The following is a 15520-nucleotide window of genomic DNA, read 5'->3' as shown; positions in this document are numbered from 1 at the left end:
TGCAGTGGATGGCGCCCCGGCGCGAGGTCATTTCCTCTCCCGCCGCGCCTGGCGGGCGAGGAACCCGTCCTCGCGCGGCGCATCCACCGCCTCGCGGTGTTGGCGGATAACGCTGCGTCAGCCGGCCTGTAGGGCGAATAACCGTTCGCGGTTATCCGCCGCTGGCCCAAACACCGCGCTCCCACCCGGGCTCACCTCACGCCGGCACCGCCCCCACCTGCGCTTCCCTGGCCCAGATACGATGCTGCAGCAAGGCGTTCTTCAACCCGCCGAACACGTCCGCCACCGTCGCCCCCATCACCACGCCGTCGTCCGGCTGCAGGCCCAGTTGCCCCGGCAGGGCCTGTCCGTCGCCGCTGAAGGCCAGCGGCTTGAGGTGCTTGTAGGCCTCCAGCAGGTAGTGCATGCCGGCGCCGTCCACGCCCAGGGTGACCGCCACCCCGCCGGGCACGTAGACCGCGTCGAAAGCCACCGAGGGCAGGCCGTCCCAGGTGCCCTGGGGCGTCAGGGTGGCGCCGCTGTCGGCCTTGACCGGCGCCGCCGTGGGCGCGATCAGCTTGGCGCTGGCACCCTCCGCGCCCAGGGCCTGGAGCATGTCGCCGACCTCGCCTTCGCTGGCGCCGTCGGCGATCAGGATCGCCACCTTGCGCGAGCGGATGTCGCCGGGCAGCAGGTTCACCTGGCTCAGCGCCGGCGAGGGCTGCGGCGGCGTGCGCCGCGGGGCCCGGGCGGTGACCTGCACGCCGATGCGCTGGGCCACCCGGGCGGCCAGCTGGGCGTCGATGTTCGCCAGCACCTCGTTGACCTCGCGTTCGCGGATGGCCTGGCGCTCCACCTTGCCCAGCTCGAAGGCGTAGGCCGCCACCACGTGGTTCTGCTCGGCCTCGCTCAGGCTGTGCCAGAACAGCGCGGCCTGGCTGAAATGGTCGCCGAAGGAGTCCGGGCGCTCGCGCACCTTGGTGCCGGTCATGGGTTCATGGTAGCTGACGAAGCCGCCCTGGCGCGCCGCCGGCGGCGTCTCCCGGGGCCAGCCGGCGTCGATGGAGTCGGGCTCGTAGGAGGCCCGCCCACAATGCAGGGTGTGCTGGTGGAAGGCGTCGCGCTGGTTATTGTGGAACGGGCACAGCGGCTGGTTGATGGGGATCTGGTTGAAGTTCGGCCCGCCCAGGCGCAGCAGCTGGGTGTCGGTGTAGGAGAACAGCCGGCCCTGCAGCAGCGGGTCGTTGGTGAAGTCGATGCCCGGCACTATGTGGCCGACGTGGAAGGCCACCTGCTCGGTCTCGGCGAAGAAGTTGTCCGGGTTGCGGTCCAGCACCATGCGCCCGAGCACCTGCACCGGCACCTGTTCCTCGGGCACCAGCTTGGTGGCGTCGAGCAGGTCGAAGTCGAACTTGTCCTGGTCGTCCTCGGCGATCAGCTGCACGCCCAGCTCCCATTCGGGGTAGTCGCCCTTCTCGATGTCTTCCCAGAGCGTGCGGCGGTTGAAGTCCGGGTCCTTGCCGGCGAGCTTCTGCGCCTCGTCCCAGACCAGCGAGCAGGTGCCGGACTTCGGCCGCCAGTGGAACTTCACCAGGGTGCTCTGGCCATTGGCGTTGACCAGGCGGAAGCTGTGCACGCCGAAGCCCTGCATGTTGCGGAAGGCGATGGGGATGGCGCGGTCGGACATCAGCCACATGACCATGTGCGCCGACTCCGGCTGCAGCGAGACGAAGTCCCAGAAGGTGTCGTGGGCCGAGGCGCCGGTGGGGATCTCGTTGTGCGGCTCGGGCTTCACCGCGTGGACGAAGTCGGGGAACTTGATCGCGTCCTGGATGAAGAACACCGGCATGTTATTGCCCACCAGGTCGAAATTGCCCTCCTCGGTGTAGAACTTCACCGCGAAGCCACGCACGTCGCGCACGGTATCGGCCGAGCCGCGCGGCCCCTGCACGGTGGAGAATCGCACGAACACCGGGGTGCGCTTGCCGGCCTTGCCGAGGAACGCCGCCCTGGTCAGCGCGCTGCAATCGTCGTAGGCCTCGAAGTAGCCGTGGGCCGCCGAGCCACGGGCGTGGACCACGCGCTCGGGAATGCGCTCGTGGTCGAAGTGGGTGATCTTCTCGCGCATGATGAAGTCTTCGAGCAGCGAGGGGCCGCGCGGGCCGGCGCTCAAGGTGTTCTGGTTGTCGGCGATGCGCGTGCCGGTATTGGTGGTCAGGGGCTGCCCGGTGGCGTCCTCGCGGTAGCGCTCCAGTTGTTCGAGCTTCTCGTTGCCGTTGCCGCGGTCGGTGGTCTGGGTCCCCGCCAGTTGGCTGTGCTTGCCGGACTCTTTCTTCTGTGTCATCTGTCCATCTCCTGATCAGGTGGGCGGCGCCCATGGCGCGCGCTGGCTCTTGCTTGGGGGCGGGCGCGGCGGCGGAGTTCAGGCTTTTTTCCCCGGCGGTGCGCAGGCGGCGCGTTCGGCGTTCGGTTTGAACCTGCGGCGCTGCGTGGCAGTCGGCTGGGAAACGACCTTCGCCGGAGCCGTCATGCCCCACGACCTGCCCATCGGCCTGCTGCAGGCCCTCGCCGACTTCGAACTCCCCCGCGACCTCAACCGCCAGCCGGCCACCCTGGGCAGCCGCCTGCGCGAGCTGTGCGCCGCCGGCCTCGACCAGCTGCCCCGCCCCGGCAGCGGCCTGACTCTGCAGCGCTGGCAGGCGCTGGCGGCGGTGTCCGGCAGCGACCTGTCGTTGCTCAAGCTGTACGAGGGCCACACCGACGCCCTGGCGATCCTCGCCGAACTGGCCCCCGAGGTGCCGCGCCGCCCCGGCATCTGGGCGGTGTGGGCCGCCGACCCACCGGCCCGGCTGGTGCGCATCCAGGCGCGCCGGGGCGACGAGGTGCGCATCAGCGGGGTCAAGCCCTGGTGTTCCGGTGCCGCCCAGGTCGACCGCGCCCTGGTCAGCGTCCGTGACGAGGACGAGCGCCCGCAGCTGGTGGCGGTGGACCTGGCGCAGCCCGGCGTGCGGGTCGCCGAGGGCGGCTGGAACGCCGTGGGCATGGCCGCCACCGCCAGCGTCGAGGTTACCTTCGAGGCGGCCGAGGCGCGCTGCGTCGGCGGGCCGCTGGCCTACCTGGAGCGCCCGGGCTTCTGGCACGGCGCGGCGGGCATCGCCGCCTGCTGGTACGGCGCCGCCAGCCGCCTGGCCAGCTACCTGCACCATGGGCATACCGACGATCCCCACGCCATGGCCCACCTGGGCGCGGTGGACGCTGCCCTGGCCGGCGCCGCCGGCGCGCTGCGCGAATGCGCCAGCTGGATCGACGACAACCCCGGCGCCTGCGCCGAACTCGGCGCACGGCGGGTGCGGGCCCAGGTCGAGGGCGCCGTGGAGGCGGTGCAGTGGCACGTCGGCCGTGCCCTGGGCGCCACGCCCTTCTGCCGCGACCACCACTTCGCCCAACTGGCCGCCGACCTGCCGGTGTTCCTGCGCCAGAGCCATGGCGAGCGCGACCTGGCCTGCCTGGGGCTGCGCTTGACCGCCCAGGCCACCGAGGCCTGGGCGCTATGAGCGCGGCACAGGACCCGATCGCCGCGGCCGGCGCCGGCACCGCGCCCGGTGCCTGGCGCACCTGGCCGGGCCTGCAGCGCCTGCCGCGGATTACCCCGCCGGCGCTGCTGGGCGGCGGGCGCCTGGTGCTGGTGGCGCCGCACCCCGACGACGAGGTGCTGGGCTGCGGCGGCCTGCTGGCCAGCCTGGGCGCCCTGGCCGGCGAGACGCTGCTGGTGTCGGTCACCGACGGCGAGGCCAGCCACCCCGGCTCGCCCCTGTGGCCCCGCGAGCGCCTGCGCGAAGTGCGCCCGCAGGAGAGCCGCGAAGCCCTCGCCCGCCTCGGCCTGGACCTGCCCCGCCTGCACTGGCGACGCCTGCGCATGGCCGATGGCCAGGTCGCTGCGGCCACCCTCGACGCCGCCCTGCGCGGCCTGCTGCGCCCCGGCGACAGGCTGGTCAGCACCTGGCGCCACGACGGCCACCCGGACCACGAACAGGTCGGCCTGGCCTGCGCGGCGGCGGCCGCCGCCCGCGGCGCACGCCATTGCGAAGTGCCGATCTGGGCCTGGCACTGGGCCGAGCCCGGCGACCCGCGCCTGCCCTGGGCGCGGGCCCGGCGCCTGGACCTGGACGAGCGCGCCCTGTGGCGCAAGCGCCGGGCCATCGCTGCCCATGCCAGCCAACTGCAGGCGGACCCCAGCCGCGGCGCCGGCCCCATCCTCGGCCCGCACCTGCTGGAAACCCTCAGCCAACCCTTCGAGGTGTACTTCCTGTGAGCCTGCCCGCTAGCCATTTCGAGGCGCTGTACGCCGGCGATCCCGACCCCTGGGCCTTCCGCACCCGCTGGTACGAGCGGCGCAAGCGCTCGCTGCTGCTGGCCTGCCTGCCGCGCCCGCGCTTCGCCCGCGGTTTCGAGCCGGCCTGCGCCAACGGCGAGCTGAGCATCGAACTGGCGCAGCGCTGCGACCAGCTGCTGTGCAGCGACCCCAGCGCCACCGCCGTGGGCCTGGCGCGCCAGCGCCTGGCCAGCTGCGACCACGCCCGCGTACGCCAGGGCGGCCTGCCGCAGGACTGGCCCGCCGGCCGTTTCGACCTGGTGGTGCTCGGCGAGCTGGGCTACTACCTCGCCCCGCCGGCCTGGCGCCTGGCCTGTGAACGCGCCGCCGCCAGCCTGGAACGCGGCGGCGCGTTGGTGGCCTGCCACTGGCGCCACCCGATCCCGGGCTGCGAGATGGCCGGCGACGACGTCCATGCCCTGCTCGCCGAGGCCATGGGCGCGCCGGCGCGGGTCCGCCACCTGGAGCCGGACTTCCGCCTGGAACTGTGGTTCGACGACAGCGCCGGGGCCGCCCCGTGATCGGCGTGCTGGTGCCGGTGCACAACGAGGAAGGCCGCCTGCGCGGCTGCCTGCTGTCGTTGCTGGAAGCGGCCCGGCACCCGGCCCTGGGCGGCGAGCCGGTGCGCGTACTGGCGGTGCTCGACAGCTGCACCGACGGCAGCGCGGCCATCGCCACCGAGCTGGGCGTGGCGGTGCTGCCGCTGGCGGCGCGCAACGTCGGCCAGGCCCGCCGCGCCGGAGCCCAGCACCTGCTGGGCCTGGGCGCGCGCTGGCTGGCCTGCACCGACGCCGACAGCTGCGTCGGCCCCGACTGGCTGGTGCGCCAGTTGGCCTTCGGCGCCGAGGCAGTGTGCGGCACGGTGCGCCTGGACGACTGGTCGGCCCATGCCCCCGAAGTGCGGGCGCGCTACCTGCGCCACTACCAGCCCCGCGAGGGCCACCGCCACGTGCACGGTGCCAACCTGGGCGTGTGCGCCCTCGCCTATCGCCGCGCTGGCGGCTTCCGCCCGCTGCCCTGCGACGAGGACCTGCACCTGGTGCGCGACCTGGAGCGCTGCGGCGCCCGCATCGTCTGGACGCACCAGACCTGCGTGACCACCAGCGCCCGCCGCGACTACCGCGCCCACGGCGGCTTCGGCGCCTACCTGGAAAGCCTCGCCGAACCGCTCTAGGCTCAGGCCGCGCCATCGGGGGCGCCGGCCTGCCAGCCGTCGCCGGGGCCGGTCTCGCCCTCGCCGGGGGTCAGCGGGACGATGCGCAGCTCGGTGATGTCCGCCGGGTTGGCGTCCGAGTGCAGGCTTTCCAGCTGGAAGCGCGCCTGGTCCGGGGTCAGGTCGCCGCCGGGGGCCTCCACCTCGTGGGAGCAGGGCTGGCCTTCGAGCTCGTAGTGGATGCGGAAACGCGGGGGGTGCGCCATGGTCCTGTGCCTCCTGGGTGGGCTGCCGCCGGCGGCGGCCATTCGTCGAAACGCTTGAGCTGTCCGCGGCTCGGCGCCAGCGGCGCCGCCCGTGGTGCGTGGTCTCCGACTGACCGGTGCGCAGGTCCAGGGTTCAGCCGCGGTCGCCGACCGGCTGCGGCGGATGGGCATGCCGGAATGCGGTTATTGCTATAAGAAAAAGTCATAACAACGGTTCGCTAGCCGGCTATCGTTCATTTCCTGGCGTCGGCTTTTCGGCGTGAGCGGGCCGAGAGGCCCCGGGCCCTGCGCGGACACGCCTGAGCGAATCGATTACCCGGAGTCCTTCCATGCAAACCTACCTGCAGGCCAAACGCATCCTCGAAGACAGCTTCGCGCCCTACGGCTGCCGCTGCACGCTCGAGGCGGACGGTTCGATGACCGTGCAATTGCTCGCGCCCAATTCCACGGACGTGGAACTGACCGTGCCGAAGATCCCGCGGCAGGACTGGAACAGCCTGCGCGCCGTGGCCAGGCTGGCCCTGGAGCTGCGCCAGACGCTGGACCTGGCGATACTGCAGAAGGACCGGCCGGCCTCGGCCATGCACCAGGAGGCCAGCTAGGGATTTCCCGAACCTCGCCGGGGCCGCCGGCTCCCAGCAAACCCCGGCCCGTCCGCGCCCTGGCCGCCTGCCGCCGCACTGAAAACCTGAACGCCCGCCCCGCCACCTTCTCAAAACCAGAATGAGCCACGGGACGAGGTACGCAGCATGTCTTCCTTCCCCAGCGAAGCCGAGCGCGAATGCCTGGTCGAACGCCTGCGCCACGCCGCCGAACCGCTGCCCGATCCGGACGCGGCGACCTTCGGCGGCTTCTTCTCGCGCTACGCCGACGGCCGGGTGGTGCTGATCGGCGAGGCCAGCCACGGCACCTCGGAGTTCTACCGGGCGCGGGCCGCCATCACCCGCCAGCTGGTCGAGCGGCACGGCTTCAACATAGTCGCCATCGAGGGCGACTGGCCGGACACGGCGCGCCTGGACCGCCACGTCCGCGACTACCCCGGCCAGCCCGACGAAGACGCCGCCTTCAGCCGTTTCCCCAGCTGGATGTGGCGCAACCGCGAGGTGCTCGACTTCGTGCGCTGGCTGCGCCGCCACAATGCCGGCCTGCCCATCGCCGAACGCGTGGAATTCCGCGGCCTGGACATCTACAGCCTGCGCGCCTCCATGGCCGCGGTGCTGCAGTACCTGGAGCTGCACGACCCGCCCCGCGCACGCGAGGCCCGCGAGCGCTATGCCTGCCTCACGCCCTGGCAGGGCGACCCGGCGGCCTACGGCGCGCGGGTGGAATGGGGCGACGGGGATTCCTGCGAGGCGGTGCTGGGCGAACAGTTCGACGCCTACCTGTGGTTCGCCCGGACCACCGCTGTCACCCCGCTGCAGCCCGGCACCGGCGAGGCGGCGCCGGGCGCGGCGGACACCTTCCCCTTCGGAGTCTGACGATGAACGCATTCGACGACCGGCGGCACGCCGGCAAGGCCCTGGCCGAGGCGCTGCGCGAACGGCCCATGCACGAGCCCCTGCTGCTGGCCCTGCCCCGCGGCGGCGTGCCGGTGGCCTATGAGATCTCCCTGGCCCTGCAGTACCCCCTGGAACTGCTGCTGGTGCGCAAGATAGGCGCGCCCGGCCACGAGGAATACGCCGTGGGCGCCGTGGTGGAAGGCGACCCGCCCAGGTGGGTGAAGGACGAGGACCTGCTGCGCCAGCTGCGCGTGGCGCCCGACTGGTTCGAGCGCCGCCTGGCCGAACAGCTGCGGGAAATCGAGCGCCGCCGCGCCCGCTACTGCGGGCGGCAGCCGCTGGCGTCACGCCGTGGCCGCGACCTGATCCTGGTGGACGACGGCCTGGCCACCGGCAACAGCGTGCGTGCGGCGCTGCAGGCCCTGCGCGAGGACGGCCCGCGGCGCATCATCCTCGCCGTGCCCGTGGGGCCGCCGGCCACCGTGGAGAAACTGCGGCCGCTGGTGGACGAACTGGTATGCCTGCTGACACCGGAGGATTTCCACTCCGTCGGCCACTACTACCGGGACTTCCACCAGCTCGACGACCAGGAAGTCATCGACCTGCTCGGCCCCTCGCGCACGCCTTCGGGCGCCTGATCCAGCCGGGCTGCGCCGGAACTTCAACCACTGGCGAAACTTCTTCGAACCATTCTCCGGCGCTGCCTTCCCAGTAACTGTGTGGGCCGACTGGCGGCCCACCCAATGGATGCGAAGCATCCGAGGAGCACTTTCATGACTTCCAAAAACACCAATCCCGGCAACTTCGCCAACGATCGCGAAAAAGCCTCCGAGGCAGGGAAGAAAGGCGGTCAGCAAAGCGGCGGCAACTTCGCCAACGACCGTGAGAAAGCCTCCGAAGCCGGCCGCAAGGGCGGGCAGCACAGCCATGGAGGCGGGCGCAGCTAACCTGGCAAGTGCCCTCCCGGTGGAGCGCCCGCTCCACCGGGAACCTGATCGCGGACGGAGTCCTACGTAACCCAACTCCCAATGCCCAACGGGATTCCGCCCCACACCGAGGAGAGGCGTTGGCAGAGATGCATGAACAAATCCGTAGGGCGAATAACCGTTCGCGATTATCCGCCACCAACCTCAAACCTGGCGCCCTACGGGCTAGGCATGCCAGCAACGATACCAACCGTCCTCTTCACTGATGCGCAGCTGCGTCTGGTACAGCGCGGACAGGCGCTCGCTGGTCAGCACCTCGGCCTTGGGCCCGTCGGCGACGATGCGGCCGCGGTCCAGCAGCACCACGCGCTCGATCTCGGGGATGATCTCGTCGATGTGGTGGGTGGTGATGATCATCGCGTGCTCGGCGCCGCAGAAGCGCCGCAACAGGCGCAGCATGCCCAGGCTGGCACCCATGTCCAGGCCGTTGGCCGGCTCGTCGAGGATCAGCGCGCGCGGCGCGTGGACCAGGGCGCGGGCCAGCAGCAGGCGGCGCTTCTGGCCGGTGGACAGGCGCTGGAACATGGTCCGCTCGTGGCCTTCCATCTCCACCACCGCGAGCAGCTCGCGGGCCTGCTGCAACTGCGCCTCGCTGGGCTGCAGGTGGCCGTGGGCGCCGATCGAGCCGAAGAAGCCGGAGACCACCACGTCCAGGGCCTGGGTGTAGGGCGTGTAGTCGTCCTGCAGGTCCTGGGAGATGAAGCCGATGCGGCTGCGCAGGTCCCACAGGTTGACGGTGTCGCTGCCGAACAGCTTCAGGTGGCTGCCTTCGCGCTCCACCGGGTACAGCTCGCGGCTGATCAGCTTGAGCAGGGTGCTCTTGCCGGCGCCGTTGGGCCCGAGGATGGCGACCTTCTCGCCGTCCTCGATGCGCAGGGAAAAGCCGTCGAGCACGCGGGTCTGCTGCTGGAAGGCGGTGACGTTGTGGAATTCGATCATGGTCGGCTCATGGCGCTGGGGGAGCGCGAAGGATACTGCGCTGGGGCCCGCCTGCGCCAAGGGGGCGGGCATGACCTCCGGTCGGCAAAAACAATAACGGCATTTAAATATGCTGAAATTGCTCTTGTAGTGTTATCGACCTGCAAGAGGCTATCGCCATGAACGTCAGGACACTGCTTTTCCTCGGACTCGCCGCACTCTGCACCAGCGCCGCCCTGCCCACCCCGGCCACTGCCGCCGACACGCCCAGCGCGGCCTCGGCGCTGGATACGCGCCTGGCGCTGCGCGACCTGTGGCTGGAACACATCTTCTGGATCCGCGACTACGTCCAGGCCAACCAGGCCGGCGACAGCCGCCAGGCCAAGGTGGCCGGCGAACAGGTGGTGGCCAACGCCACGGCCATCGCCAACAGCATCGCCCCGCTGTACGGCCAGCCGGCCGCCGACCAGTTGCTGCAGTTGCTGGCCGGGCACTGGGGCGCGGTGAAGCACTACAGCGATGCCAGCGTGGCCAAGGATGCCAATGGCCGCAAGGCCGCCGTCGGCGAGCTGCAGGGCAACGCCGGGGCCATCGCCCGCTTCCTCGCCGGGGCCAACCCCAACCTGCCCGAGAACGACCTGCTGGCCATGCTCGGCACCCACGGCGCCCAGCACATCGCCCAGATCGACCAGCTGGCCGCCCACGACTACGCTGCCGAAGCCAGGACCTGGGCAGCCATGCGCGGGCATATCCTGATGCTCTCCGACGCCCTGGCCAGCGCCCTGGTCAAGCAGTTCCCCGACAAGTTCGCCGCGAGGTAGACGCATGCTTCAGGGATTGGGCCGCACCCAGCAGGACCTGCTCAGCGCCCTGCTCTACCGTGCGCAGGGCATGAGCATCGACGAGTTGGCCGAGCAGTTGGCGGTGACGCGCACCGCCGTGCGCCAGCACCTGGCGGCGCTGGAACGCGACGCCCTGGTGCTGCGCGGCCCGCTGCGCCCCACCGGGCGCCGCCCGGAGCAGCTGTACCAGCTGAGCCCCCGCGGCCGCGAGCTGTTCCCCCGGCAATACCAGCTGCTGGCCGACCTGCTGATCGGCGAAGTGGCGCAACTCATCGGCCACGACGCCCTGGTAGCGCTGATGCGCAAGCTGGGCGAGCGCATGGCCACGGAACTGGAACCAGCCCCGGTGGACCAGGCGCGCATCGTCGAACACATGAACGCCGCCGGCTACGAGGCGCAACTGATCGCCCGCAGCGGCGGCGAACCGGAGATAGTCGCGCACAACTGCGTGTTCCACCACCTGGCCAGCCGCCACCCGGAAGTCTGCGAACTGGACCTGGCCCTGCTCGGCCGCCTCGGCGGCGCCGCCGTCGACCACCGCGAGTGCATGCTGCGCGGCGGCCAGGTGTGCCGCTTCCAGCTGCGGCGCGGCGGCTAGCCCCGCTGGGCGGCGAGGGTCCGGCTGGAAGGCTCCAGCTCGCCGATCTTCTCCAGCCGCGCCCGCACGATGTTGCGGCTGATGCCCAGCAGGCGGGCGGTCTGCAACTGGTTGCCGTGGCAGTAGTGGTAGGCGGTGCGGAACACGGCTTCCTCGATGTGTTCGTACAGCTCGGGCAGGTTGCGCTCGTACAGCGCCAGCAGTGCCGCATCGAGGCTCGCCTCGGCGGGCGCGGCGGCCTGCGCCGGCAACGCCTCGTTGCGCGCCGGCGTGCCGCGCATGTCGGCCAGGTAGAGGTCGCCCGGCTGTACCTGCTGGTTGCGGCACACCAGCAGCGCATGGTGGATGGCGTTCTCCAGTTCGCGGATGTTGCCCGGCCAGTTGTGCCCCAGCAGCTTGCGCTCGGCCTCCGGGCTCAGGCTGGCGCGCTGGTAGCCCAGGCGCTGGCAGTGCTCCTCGAGGAAGAATTCGGCCAGCGGCAGGATGTCGCCCGGGCGTTCGCGCAGGGGCGGCAGGCGGATGGTGGCCACGTGCAGGCGGTAGAACAGGTCCTCGCGGAAATGGCCGGCCACCACGGCGTCGGCCAGGTTGACGTTGGTCGCCGCCACCAGGCGCACGTCGATGGGTATGGCGTTGCGCGAGCCCAGGCGCACCACCTCGCGCTCCTGCAGCACGCGCAGCAGCTTCACCTGCATGTTCAGCGGCAGGTCGCCGATCTCGTCGAGGAACAGGGTGCCGCCGTTGGCCGCCTCGAACCAGCCGGCCTTGCTGCTGGTGGCGCCGGTGAAGGCGCCCTTCTCATGGCCGAACAGTTCGCTCTCCACCAGGCTTTCCGGGAAGGCGCCGCAGTTCACCGCGACGAAGGGCGCCTTGCCGCGCCGGCTGAGCCGGTGGATGTGCCTGGCCACCAGCTCCTTGCCGGTCCCGGTCTCGCCGATGATCAGCGCATTGGCCTCGCTGGGGCCAGGCGCTCGATGCGATTGAGCAGTTCGCGCGACCGCGGGTCCTCGAAGACCAGCACGGTGGCGCGAACCGACTTGCTCAGTTCACGGGCATGGGGGTGGGTGAGCAGCGACATGGCGGCAGGTCCTTTGGCATGCGGTTGCCGGATAGTGCCTGAAAATTCTTATTACCAAAAAATCATAAATATTCATTTCAATATTCCATTTACAACTTTGCTGCTGCAGCAGCACACCAGCAGCAGCGCCTGCTGCCAGCGCAGACTCGCCAAGGCGCCTCTGCGCACATTCCTCAAGAAATTAAATAAATAAAAATCAACTACTTATGCTTATTTCCGGCAAGTCGGTACGGTTGTTGCCCTAGCCCTCTCGCGCCCCGCCACAAGGGGTGCAGCGGATGCCATGCGCGCCAGCCAACGGACGCACGCACCGTCATTACGACAACGCAGCGCGACGCCGCTGCACGACGTCCGCATTGAATGCCATTGGGGATCAGCATGTTCAAACGCACCGCACTTTCCACCGCCGTCGCCCTGGTCCTGGGGGGCCTGCCAGCACTGACGGCGCTGGCCGATGAAAGCACCACCACCGGCAACGCCGGGCAGGCCGCCGACGATGGCGGCTCCACCCTGGCCAAGGTGGTGGTCACCGCGCAGAAGCGCGAGGAAACCGCCCAGGAGGTCCCGTCGTCGATCTCCGTGCTCAGCGGCGACAAGGTCCGCGACGACTCGCTGCAATCGGCCAACGAGGTCACCCGCTACATCCCCAACGCCTCCGCCGGCACCACCGAGGGCCACGGCCGGCCACGCTGGTGGATCCGCGGCCTGGGCACCGGCGACCAGGGCGCCAACACCGTGAGCCCGGTGGGCATCTACGTCGACGACGTGTACATCGCCAACATCAGCGCCACCGGCTTCCCGCTGTTCGACCAGGAGCGCGTCGAGGTGCTGCGCGGGCCGCAAGGCACGCTGTGGGGCAAGAACACCACCGCCGGGGCGATCAACTTCATCTCGCGCAAGCCCACCTTCGACAAGTCCGGCTACTTCAAGGTGGCCGCCGGCAACTACGACGACCGCGTCGTCGAGGGCGCCATCGGCGATGCCCTGGTGGACGACCGCCTGGCCGCGCGCGTGGCGTTCCGCCACCAGGCACGCGAGGGCTACAACGAGAACATCGCCGACAACGACGACCGCGGCGGCCTGGAGGACGACGCCGCGCGCGTGCAGTTCCTGGCGCGGATCAACGACGAGCTGGAGGCCAACCTCAACCTGCACGCCCGCAGCTACCACGACACCGCCGGCTACAGCACGGTGAACTACGGCCTGCGCCCGGATGGCAGCAACCAGTTCGGCTACCGCATCGACCCCGAGCAGGGCAAGGTCAACTACAACGCCAAGTACCTGGTGCAGATCGACCAGGTGGGCAGCAACCTCAACCTGAACTGGCAGCTGGGCGACCTGACGCTGACCTCCATCAGCGCCTTCGAGCACTTCACCCGCGACGGCTTCAGCGACTCCGACAACACCCCGCAGGAGCTGCAGCGCAGCTATGCCTACGCCGACAGCCAGCAGTGGTCGCAGGAGTTCCGCCTGGCCTCGCCACGGGAGGACCGCCTGAACTGGGTGCTGGGTTTCCACTACTTCAACGAGGACCTGGACTCGCGCAACGCCAGCGCCGCCCTGGACAACCCCTACATCCCGCGCTATTACAACGACCTCGACTACAACCAGGGCACCGAGAGCTACGCGGTGTTCGGCAGCAGCACCTTCCGCTTCACCGACGACTTCAGCGTCACCGCCGGCCTGCGCTGGACCCGCGAGACCAAGGACATCGACCTGCGCCGCGTGCAGAACCAGGGCCAGGCCAGCTTCTCCGGCGGCGACTGGTGGAAGCAGGGCAGCGTCACCACGCCGCTGGTGGTCAACGCCGTGCAGGACGAGCGCAACACCTGGAGCGACTGGACCTACGACCTGACGCCCGAATACCGCCTCTCCGACAACGCCCGGGTGTACTTCCGCTATGCCTACGGCTTCCGTTCCGGCGGCTACAACACCGGCGCCACCAGCCAGGCCACGGTGGCCACGGTCGACCCGGAATACCTGACCGCCTACGAGCTGGGCCTGAAGTCGGAATGGCTGGACGGCCGCCTCAACGCCAACGCCGCGCTCTTCTACTACGACTACGAGGACATCCAGCTGAACATCGTCAGCGCGGTGAACAACCAGACCGTCTCGCGCCTGGCCAACGGCGCCCAGGGCGAAGCCTACGGCGCCGAGTTCGAGCTGGAGGCCATCCCGCTGCAGAATCTGCACCTGAACTTCGCCCTCGGCCTGCTGCACACCGAGTTCACCGACTACACCTCCGGCAGCAACGACTACTCGGGCAACAAGTTCGTCCGCGCGCCCAACGTCTCGGCGGTGCTCGGCGCCGACTATCGCATTCCGCTGAAGGTCGGCGGCGCGCTGATCCTCGGCACCGACTGGAACACCCGCAGCCGCCAGTACTTCTTCTCCAACGACCAGAGCGAAAGCATGCGCAGCGGCGGCTACACCCTGGGCAACGCGCGGGTCACCTATGAGCTGCCCGGCGAGACCACGCGGGTCACCGCCTACGTCAACAACCTGACCGACAAGGAATACCGCAACCACACCCTGCCGGGCGGCTTCCAGAGCGCCGGGGTGATGTTCGGCGACCCGCGCACCTTCGGCGTTTCCGTCACCACCGACTTCTGATCCGCCCCGCCCGCGGCGCCGGCCGCGGGCCCCGTTCGAGGAGAGCACCATGCACATCCCTTCCCTGCCCCGGGCGCTGCGGCGCCTGCTGCTGGTCCCCGCCGTCCTCCTGGCGGGCCATGCAGCGGCCGCGGAGCCGCCCCAGAGCATCCGCATCGCCACCGTGGCCTACGCCAATGCCGGCAAGATCACCTTCAATGGCCCGGCCTACGTCATGGACCGCGACAAGTGGCTCGAGGAGGAACTGGCCAGGCGCGGCATCAAGCTGGAATGGGTGCCGGCGGCCACCGCCTCGGTGGGCACCTTCGTCAACGAGGAGTTCGCCAACAGGCGCATCGACTTCGCCTTCTACGGCGACCTGCCGTCGATCATCGCCAACGCCTCCGGTGTTTCCACCCGGCTGATCGCCCCCGGCGGCAGCGGCAACCATGTCTACCTGGTGGTGCCGCCGGGCTCCACGGCGAAATCCATCGCCGACCTCAAGGGCAAGCGCATCGCTCTGCACCGCGGCCGGCCGTGGGAACTGTCGTTCGCCAAGCTGCTGGAGGCCAACCACCTGGGCTTCGACGACTTCCGCATCTTCAACCTCAGCCCCCAGGCCGGCGCCGCCGCCCTGAGCGCCGGGCGCGTCGACGCCTTCTTCACCCTCAGCGACGCCTACCTGCTGGAAGACAAGCAGGTGGGCCACATCATCTGGTCGAGCAAGCAGGCCCCGGCTGACTGGAAGATGCGTGCCGAACTCTGGGGCGCCAGCGACTTCGTCGCCCAGCAGCCGGAACTGACGCAACTGGTGGTGGACGCCTACCTGAAGGCGGCCTACTGGACCGCCCAGGAAGCCAACAAGGCCACCTACCAGGGCTACCAGGCGCAGTCCGGCCAGCCGCTGAGCGTGCTGCAGCGCGAGGCCGAGGGCGAACCCTGGGCGCAGCACTTCAGCCCGCTCTACGACCAGGCCCTGCGCCAGCACTACGCCGACGCCATCGCCTACAGCCTCAAGGCCCGGCTGATCCGCAACGATGTGAAGGTGGATGAGCTGCTGGCGCCGCAGTTCGTCCAGCACGGGCTGGAAGAGCTGAAGTTGCAGGGTTACTGGAAGGACGATGCGGCGAGCCTCGCCAGGCAGCCGTGACCGTTGGGAAGATCCCGGATATCCCGATGATCGCCGGCTGACTCGACCGTAGGGCGCATAACGCGCCAGCGTTATCCGCCGCTGTCC

General features: G+C 70.1%; 13 protein-coding genes and 3 pseudogenes. 12 read left to right on the top strand and 4 right to left on the bottom strand.

All coding sequences use genetic code 11. The features are described 5' to 3' along the window. Positions 1–196 precede the first annotated feature (196 nt). Positions 197–2323 carry a catalase HPII gene (gene katE, locus PKO50_RS15110; RefSeq protein ID WP_275630191.1) on the bottom strand — a complete coding sequence of 709 codons (2127 nt, stop codon included), beginning with the start codon at positions 2321–2323 and terminating at the stop codon, positions 197–199. A 184-nt stretch (positions 2324–2507) separates the two neighbouring features. On the opposite strand from katE, the gene PKO50_RS15105 reads away from it, so the two are divergent. The 4 genes from PKO50_RS15105 to PKO50_RS15090 are packed head-to-tail and all read left to right on the top strand — an operon-like array spanning position 2508 to position 5525. Beyond that, positions 2508–3533 carry an acyl-CoA dehydrogenase family protein gene (locus PKO50_RS15105; protein WP_275630190.1) on the top strand — a complete coding sequence of 342 codons (1026 nt, stop codon included), beginning with the start codon at positions 2508–2510 and terminating at the stop codon, positions 3531–3533. Continuing rightward, positions 3530–4291 carry a PIG-L family deacetylase gene (locus tag PKO50_RS15100; RefSeq protein WP_109932340.1) on the top strand — a complete coding sequence of 254 codons (762 nt, stop codon included), beginning with the start codon at positions 3530–3532 and terminating at the stop codon, positions 4289–4291. The genes PKO50_RS15105 and PKO50_RS15100 overlap by 4 nt, the downstream gene beginning before the upstream one ends. After that, a complete protein-coding gene (locus tag PKO50_RS15095) occupies positions 4288–4872 on the top strand; it encodes a methyltransferase domain-containing protein (protein ID WP_109932342.1) in 585 nt (194 codons plus the stop codon). Before PKO50_RS15100 ends, PKO50_RS15095 begins: the two co-directional genes overlap by 4 nt. Further along, positions 4869–5525 (top strand): glycosyltransferase, encoded by a 657-nt coding sequence (locus PKO50_RS15090; protein ID WP_109932344.1) that lies wholly within the window; start codon positions 4869–4871, stop codon positions 5523–5525. Before PKO50_RS15095 ends, PKO50_RS15090 begins: the two co-directional genes overlap by 4 nt. Positions 5526–5527: 2 nt before the next feature. Here the strand turns inward: PKO50_RS15090 and PKO50_RS15085 are convergent, their stop codons facing one another. Next, the gene (locus PKO50_RS15085) at positions 5528–5770 is read right to left on the bottom strand and encodes a hypothetical protein (RefSeq protein ID WP_109932346.1); all 243 of its coding nucleotides are present in this window, start codon (positions 5768–5770) and stop codon (positions 5528–5530) included. Positions 5771–6099: 329 nt separating this feature from the next. Between PKO50_RS15085 and PKO50_RS15080 the strand changes: the two genes are divergently transcribed. From PKO50_RS15080 to PKO50_RS15065, 4 genes and pseudogenes are all read left to right on the top strand, one after another. Then, positions 6100–6372, top strand: a complete 273-nt coding sequence (locus tag PKO50_RS15080; protein WP_109932348.1) for a DUF1652 domain-containing protein — start codon at positions 6100–6102, stop codon at positions 6370–6372. A gap of 147 nt (positions 6373–6519) precedes the next feature. Further along, positions 6520–7146 (top strand): annotated as a pseudogene (locus PKO50_RS15075) (erythromycin esterase family protein); the annotation flags it as partial. Between the two features lie 104 nt (positions 7147–7250). Then, positions 7251–7907, top strand: coding sequence for a phosphoribosyltransferase (locus tag PKO50_RS15070; RefSeq protein ID WP_109932352.1), 657 nt, complete (start codon positions 7251–7253; stop codon positions 7905–7907). 153 nt (positions 7908–8060) lie between these two features. After that, positions 8061–8216, top strand: a pseudogene (locus PKO50_RS15065) (general stress protein); the annotation flags it as partial. Between the two features lie 204 nt (positions 8217–8420). On the opposite strand, the gene PKO50_RS15060 reads toward PKO50_RS15065, so the two are convergent. Next, positions 8421–9194, bottom strand: coding sequence for an ATP-binding cassette domain-containing protein (locus PKO50_RS15060; RefSeq protein WP_089393220.1), 774 nt, complete (start codon positions 9192–9194; stop codon positions 8421–8423). A gap of 158 nt (positions 9195–9352) precedes the next feature. On the opposite strand from PKO50_RS15060, the gene PKO50_RS15055 reads away from it, so the two are divergent. Together PKO50_RS15055 and PKO50_RS15050 are read left to right on the top strand one after the other, a co-directional pair. Next, positions 9353–9994, top strand: a complete 642-nt coding sequence (locus PKO50_RS15055) for a hypothetical protein (protein WP_109932354.1) — start codon at positions 9353–9355, stop codon at positions 9992–9994. A 4-nt stretch (positions 9995–9998) separates the two neighbouring features. Beyond that, positions 9999–10613: an HTH domain-containing protein gene (locus tag PKO50_RS15050; RefSeq protein ID WP_275630189.1), complete on the top strand. Its 615-nt coding sequence runs from the start codon at positions 9999–10001 to the stop codon at positions 10611–10613. Here the strand turns inward: PKO50_RS15050 and PKO50_RS15045 are convergent. Beyond that, positions 10610–11691 (bottom strand): annotated as a pseudogene (locus tag PKO50_RS15045) (sigma-54 dependent transcriptional regulator). The gene PKO50_RS15050 and the pseudogene PKO50_RS15045 overlap by 4 nt on opposite strands. Positions 11692–12069: 378 nt before the next feature. Here PKO50_RS15045 and PKO50_RS15040 point away from each other — a divergent pair. Continuing rightward, on the top strand, positions 12070–14304 hold the full coding sequence (locus PKO50_RS15040) for a TonB-dependent receptor (RefSeq protein ID WP_275630188.1): 2235 nt from the start codon (positions 12070–12072) through the stop codon (positions 14302–14304). A gap of 49 nt (positions 14305–14353) precedes the next feature. Beyond that, positions 14354–15433, top strand: a complete 1080-nt coding sequence (locus PKO50_RS15035) for an ABC transporter substrate-binding protein (protein WP_275630187.1) — start codon at positions 14354–14356, stop codon at positions 15431–15433. Positions 15434–15520: the final 87 nt, after the last annotated feature.

The sequence above is a fragment of the Pseudomonas sp. 273 genome, assembly GCF_029201425.1.
Classification (GTDB): Bacteria; Pseudomonadota; Gammaproteobacteria; order Pseudomonadales; family Pseudomonadaceae; genus Pseudomonas; species Pseudomonas delhiensis.
Note: the sequence above shows the minus strand (reverse complement) of the source record. Positions and strands in the feature narration are given on the sequence as shown.

Excerpts from the sequence above, each read along its gene's own strand:
- PKO50_RS15035 (WP_275630187.1), top strand. The coding sequence starts at position 14,354 with ATGCACATCCCTTCCCTGCCCCGGGCGCTGCGGCGCCTGCTGCTGGTC.
- PKO50_RS15080 (WP_109932348.1), top strand. The coding sequence starts at position 6,100 with ATGCAAACCTACCTGCAGGCCAAACGCATCCTCGAAGACAGCTTCGCG.
- PKO50_RS15105 (WP_275630190.1), top strand. The coding sequence starts at position 2,508 with ATGCCCCACGACCTGCCCATCGGCCTGCTGCAGGCCCTCGCCGACTTC.
- PKO50_RS15040 (WP_275630188.1), top strand. The coding sequence starts at position 12,070 with ATGTTCAAACGCACCGCACTTTCCACCGCCGTCGCCCTGGTCCTGGGG.
- PKO50_RS15085 (WP_109932346.1), bottom strand. The coding sequence starts at position 5,770 with ATGGCGCACCCCCCGCGTTTCCGCATCCACTACGAGCTCGAAGGCCAG.
- katE (WP_275630191.1), bottom strand. The coding sequence starts at position 2,323 with ATGACACAGAAGAAAGAGTCCGGCAAGCACAGCCAACTGGCGGGGACC.
- PKO50_RS15070 (WP_109932352.1), top strand. The coding sequence starts at position 7,251 with ATGAACGCATTCGACGACCGGCGGCACGCCGGCAAGGCCCTGGCCGAG.
- PKO50_RS15100 (WP_109932340.1), top strand. The coding sequence starts at position 3,530 with ATGAGCGCGGCACAGGACCCGATCGCCGCGGCCGGCGCCGGCACCGCG.
- PKO50_RS15055 (WP_109932354.1), top strand. The coding sequence starts at position 9,353 with ATGAACGTCAGGACACTGCTTTTCCTCGGACTCGCCGCACTCTGCACC.
- PKO50_RS15050 (WP_275630189.1), top strand. The coding sequence starts at position 9,999 with ATGCTTCAGGGATTGGGCCGCACCCAGCAGGACCTGCTCAGCGCCCTG.
- PKO50_RS15060 (WP_089393220.1), bottom strand. The coding sequence starts at position 9,194 with ATGATCGAATTCCACAACGTCACCGCCTTCCAGCAGCAGACCCGCGTG.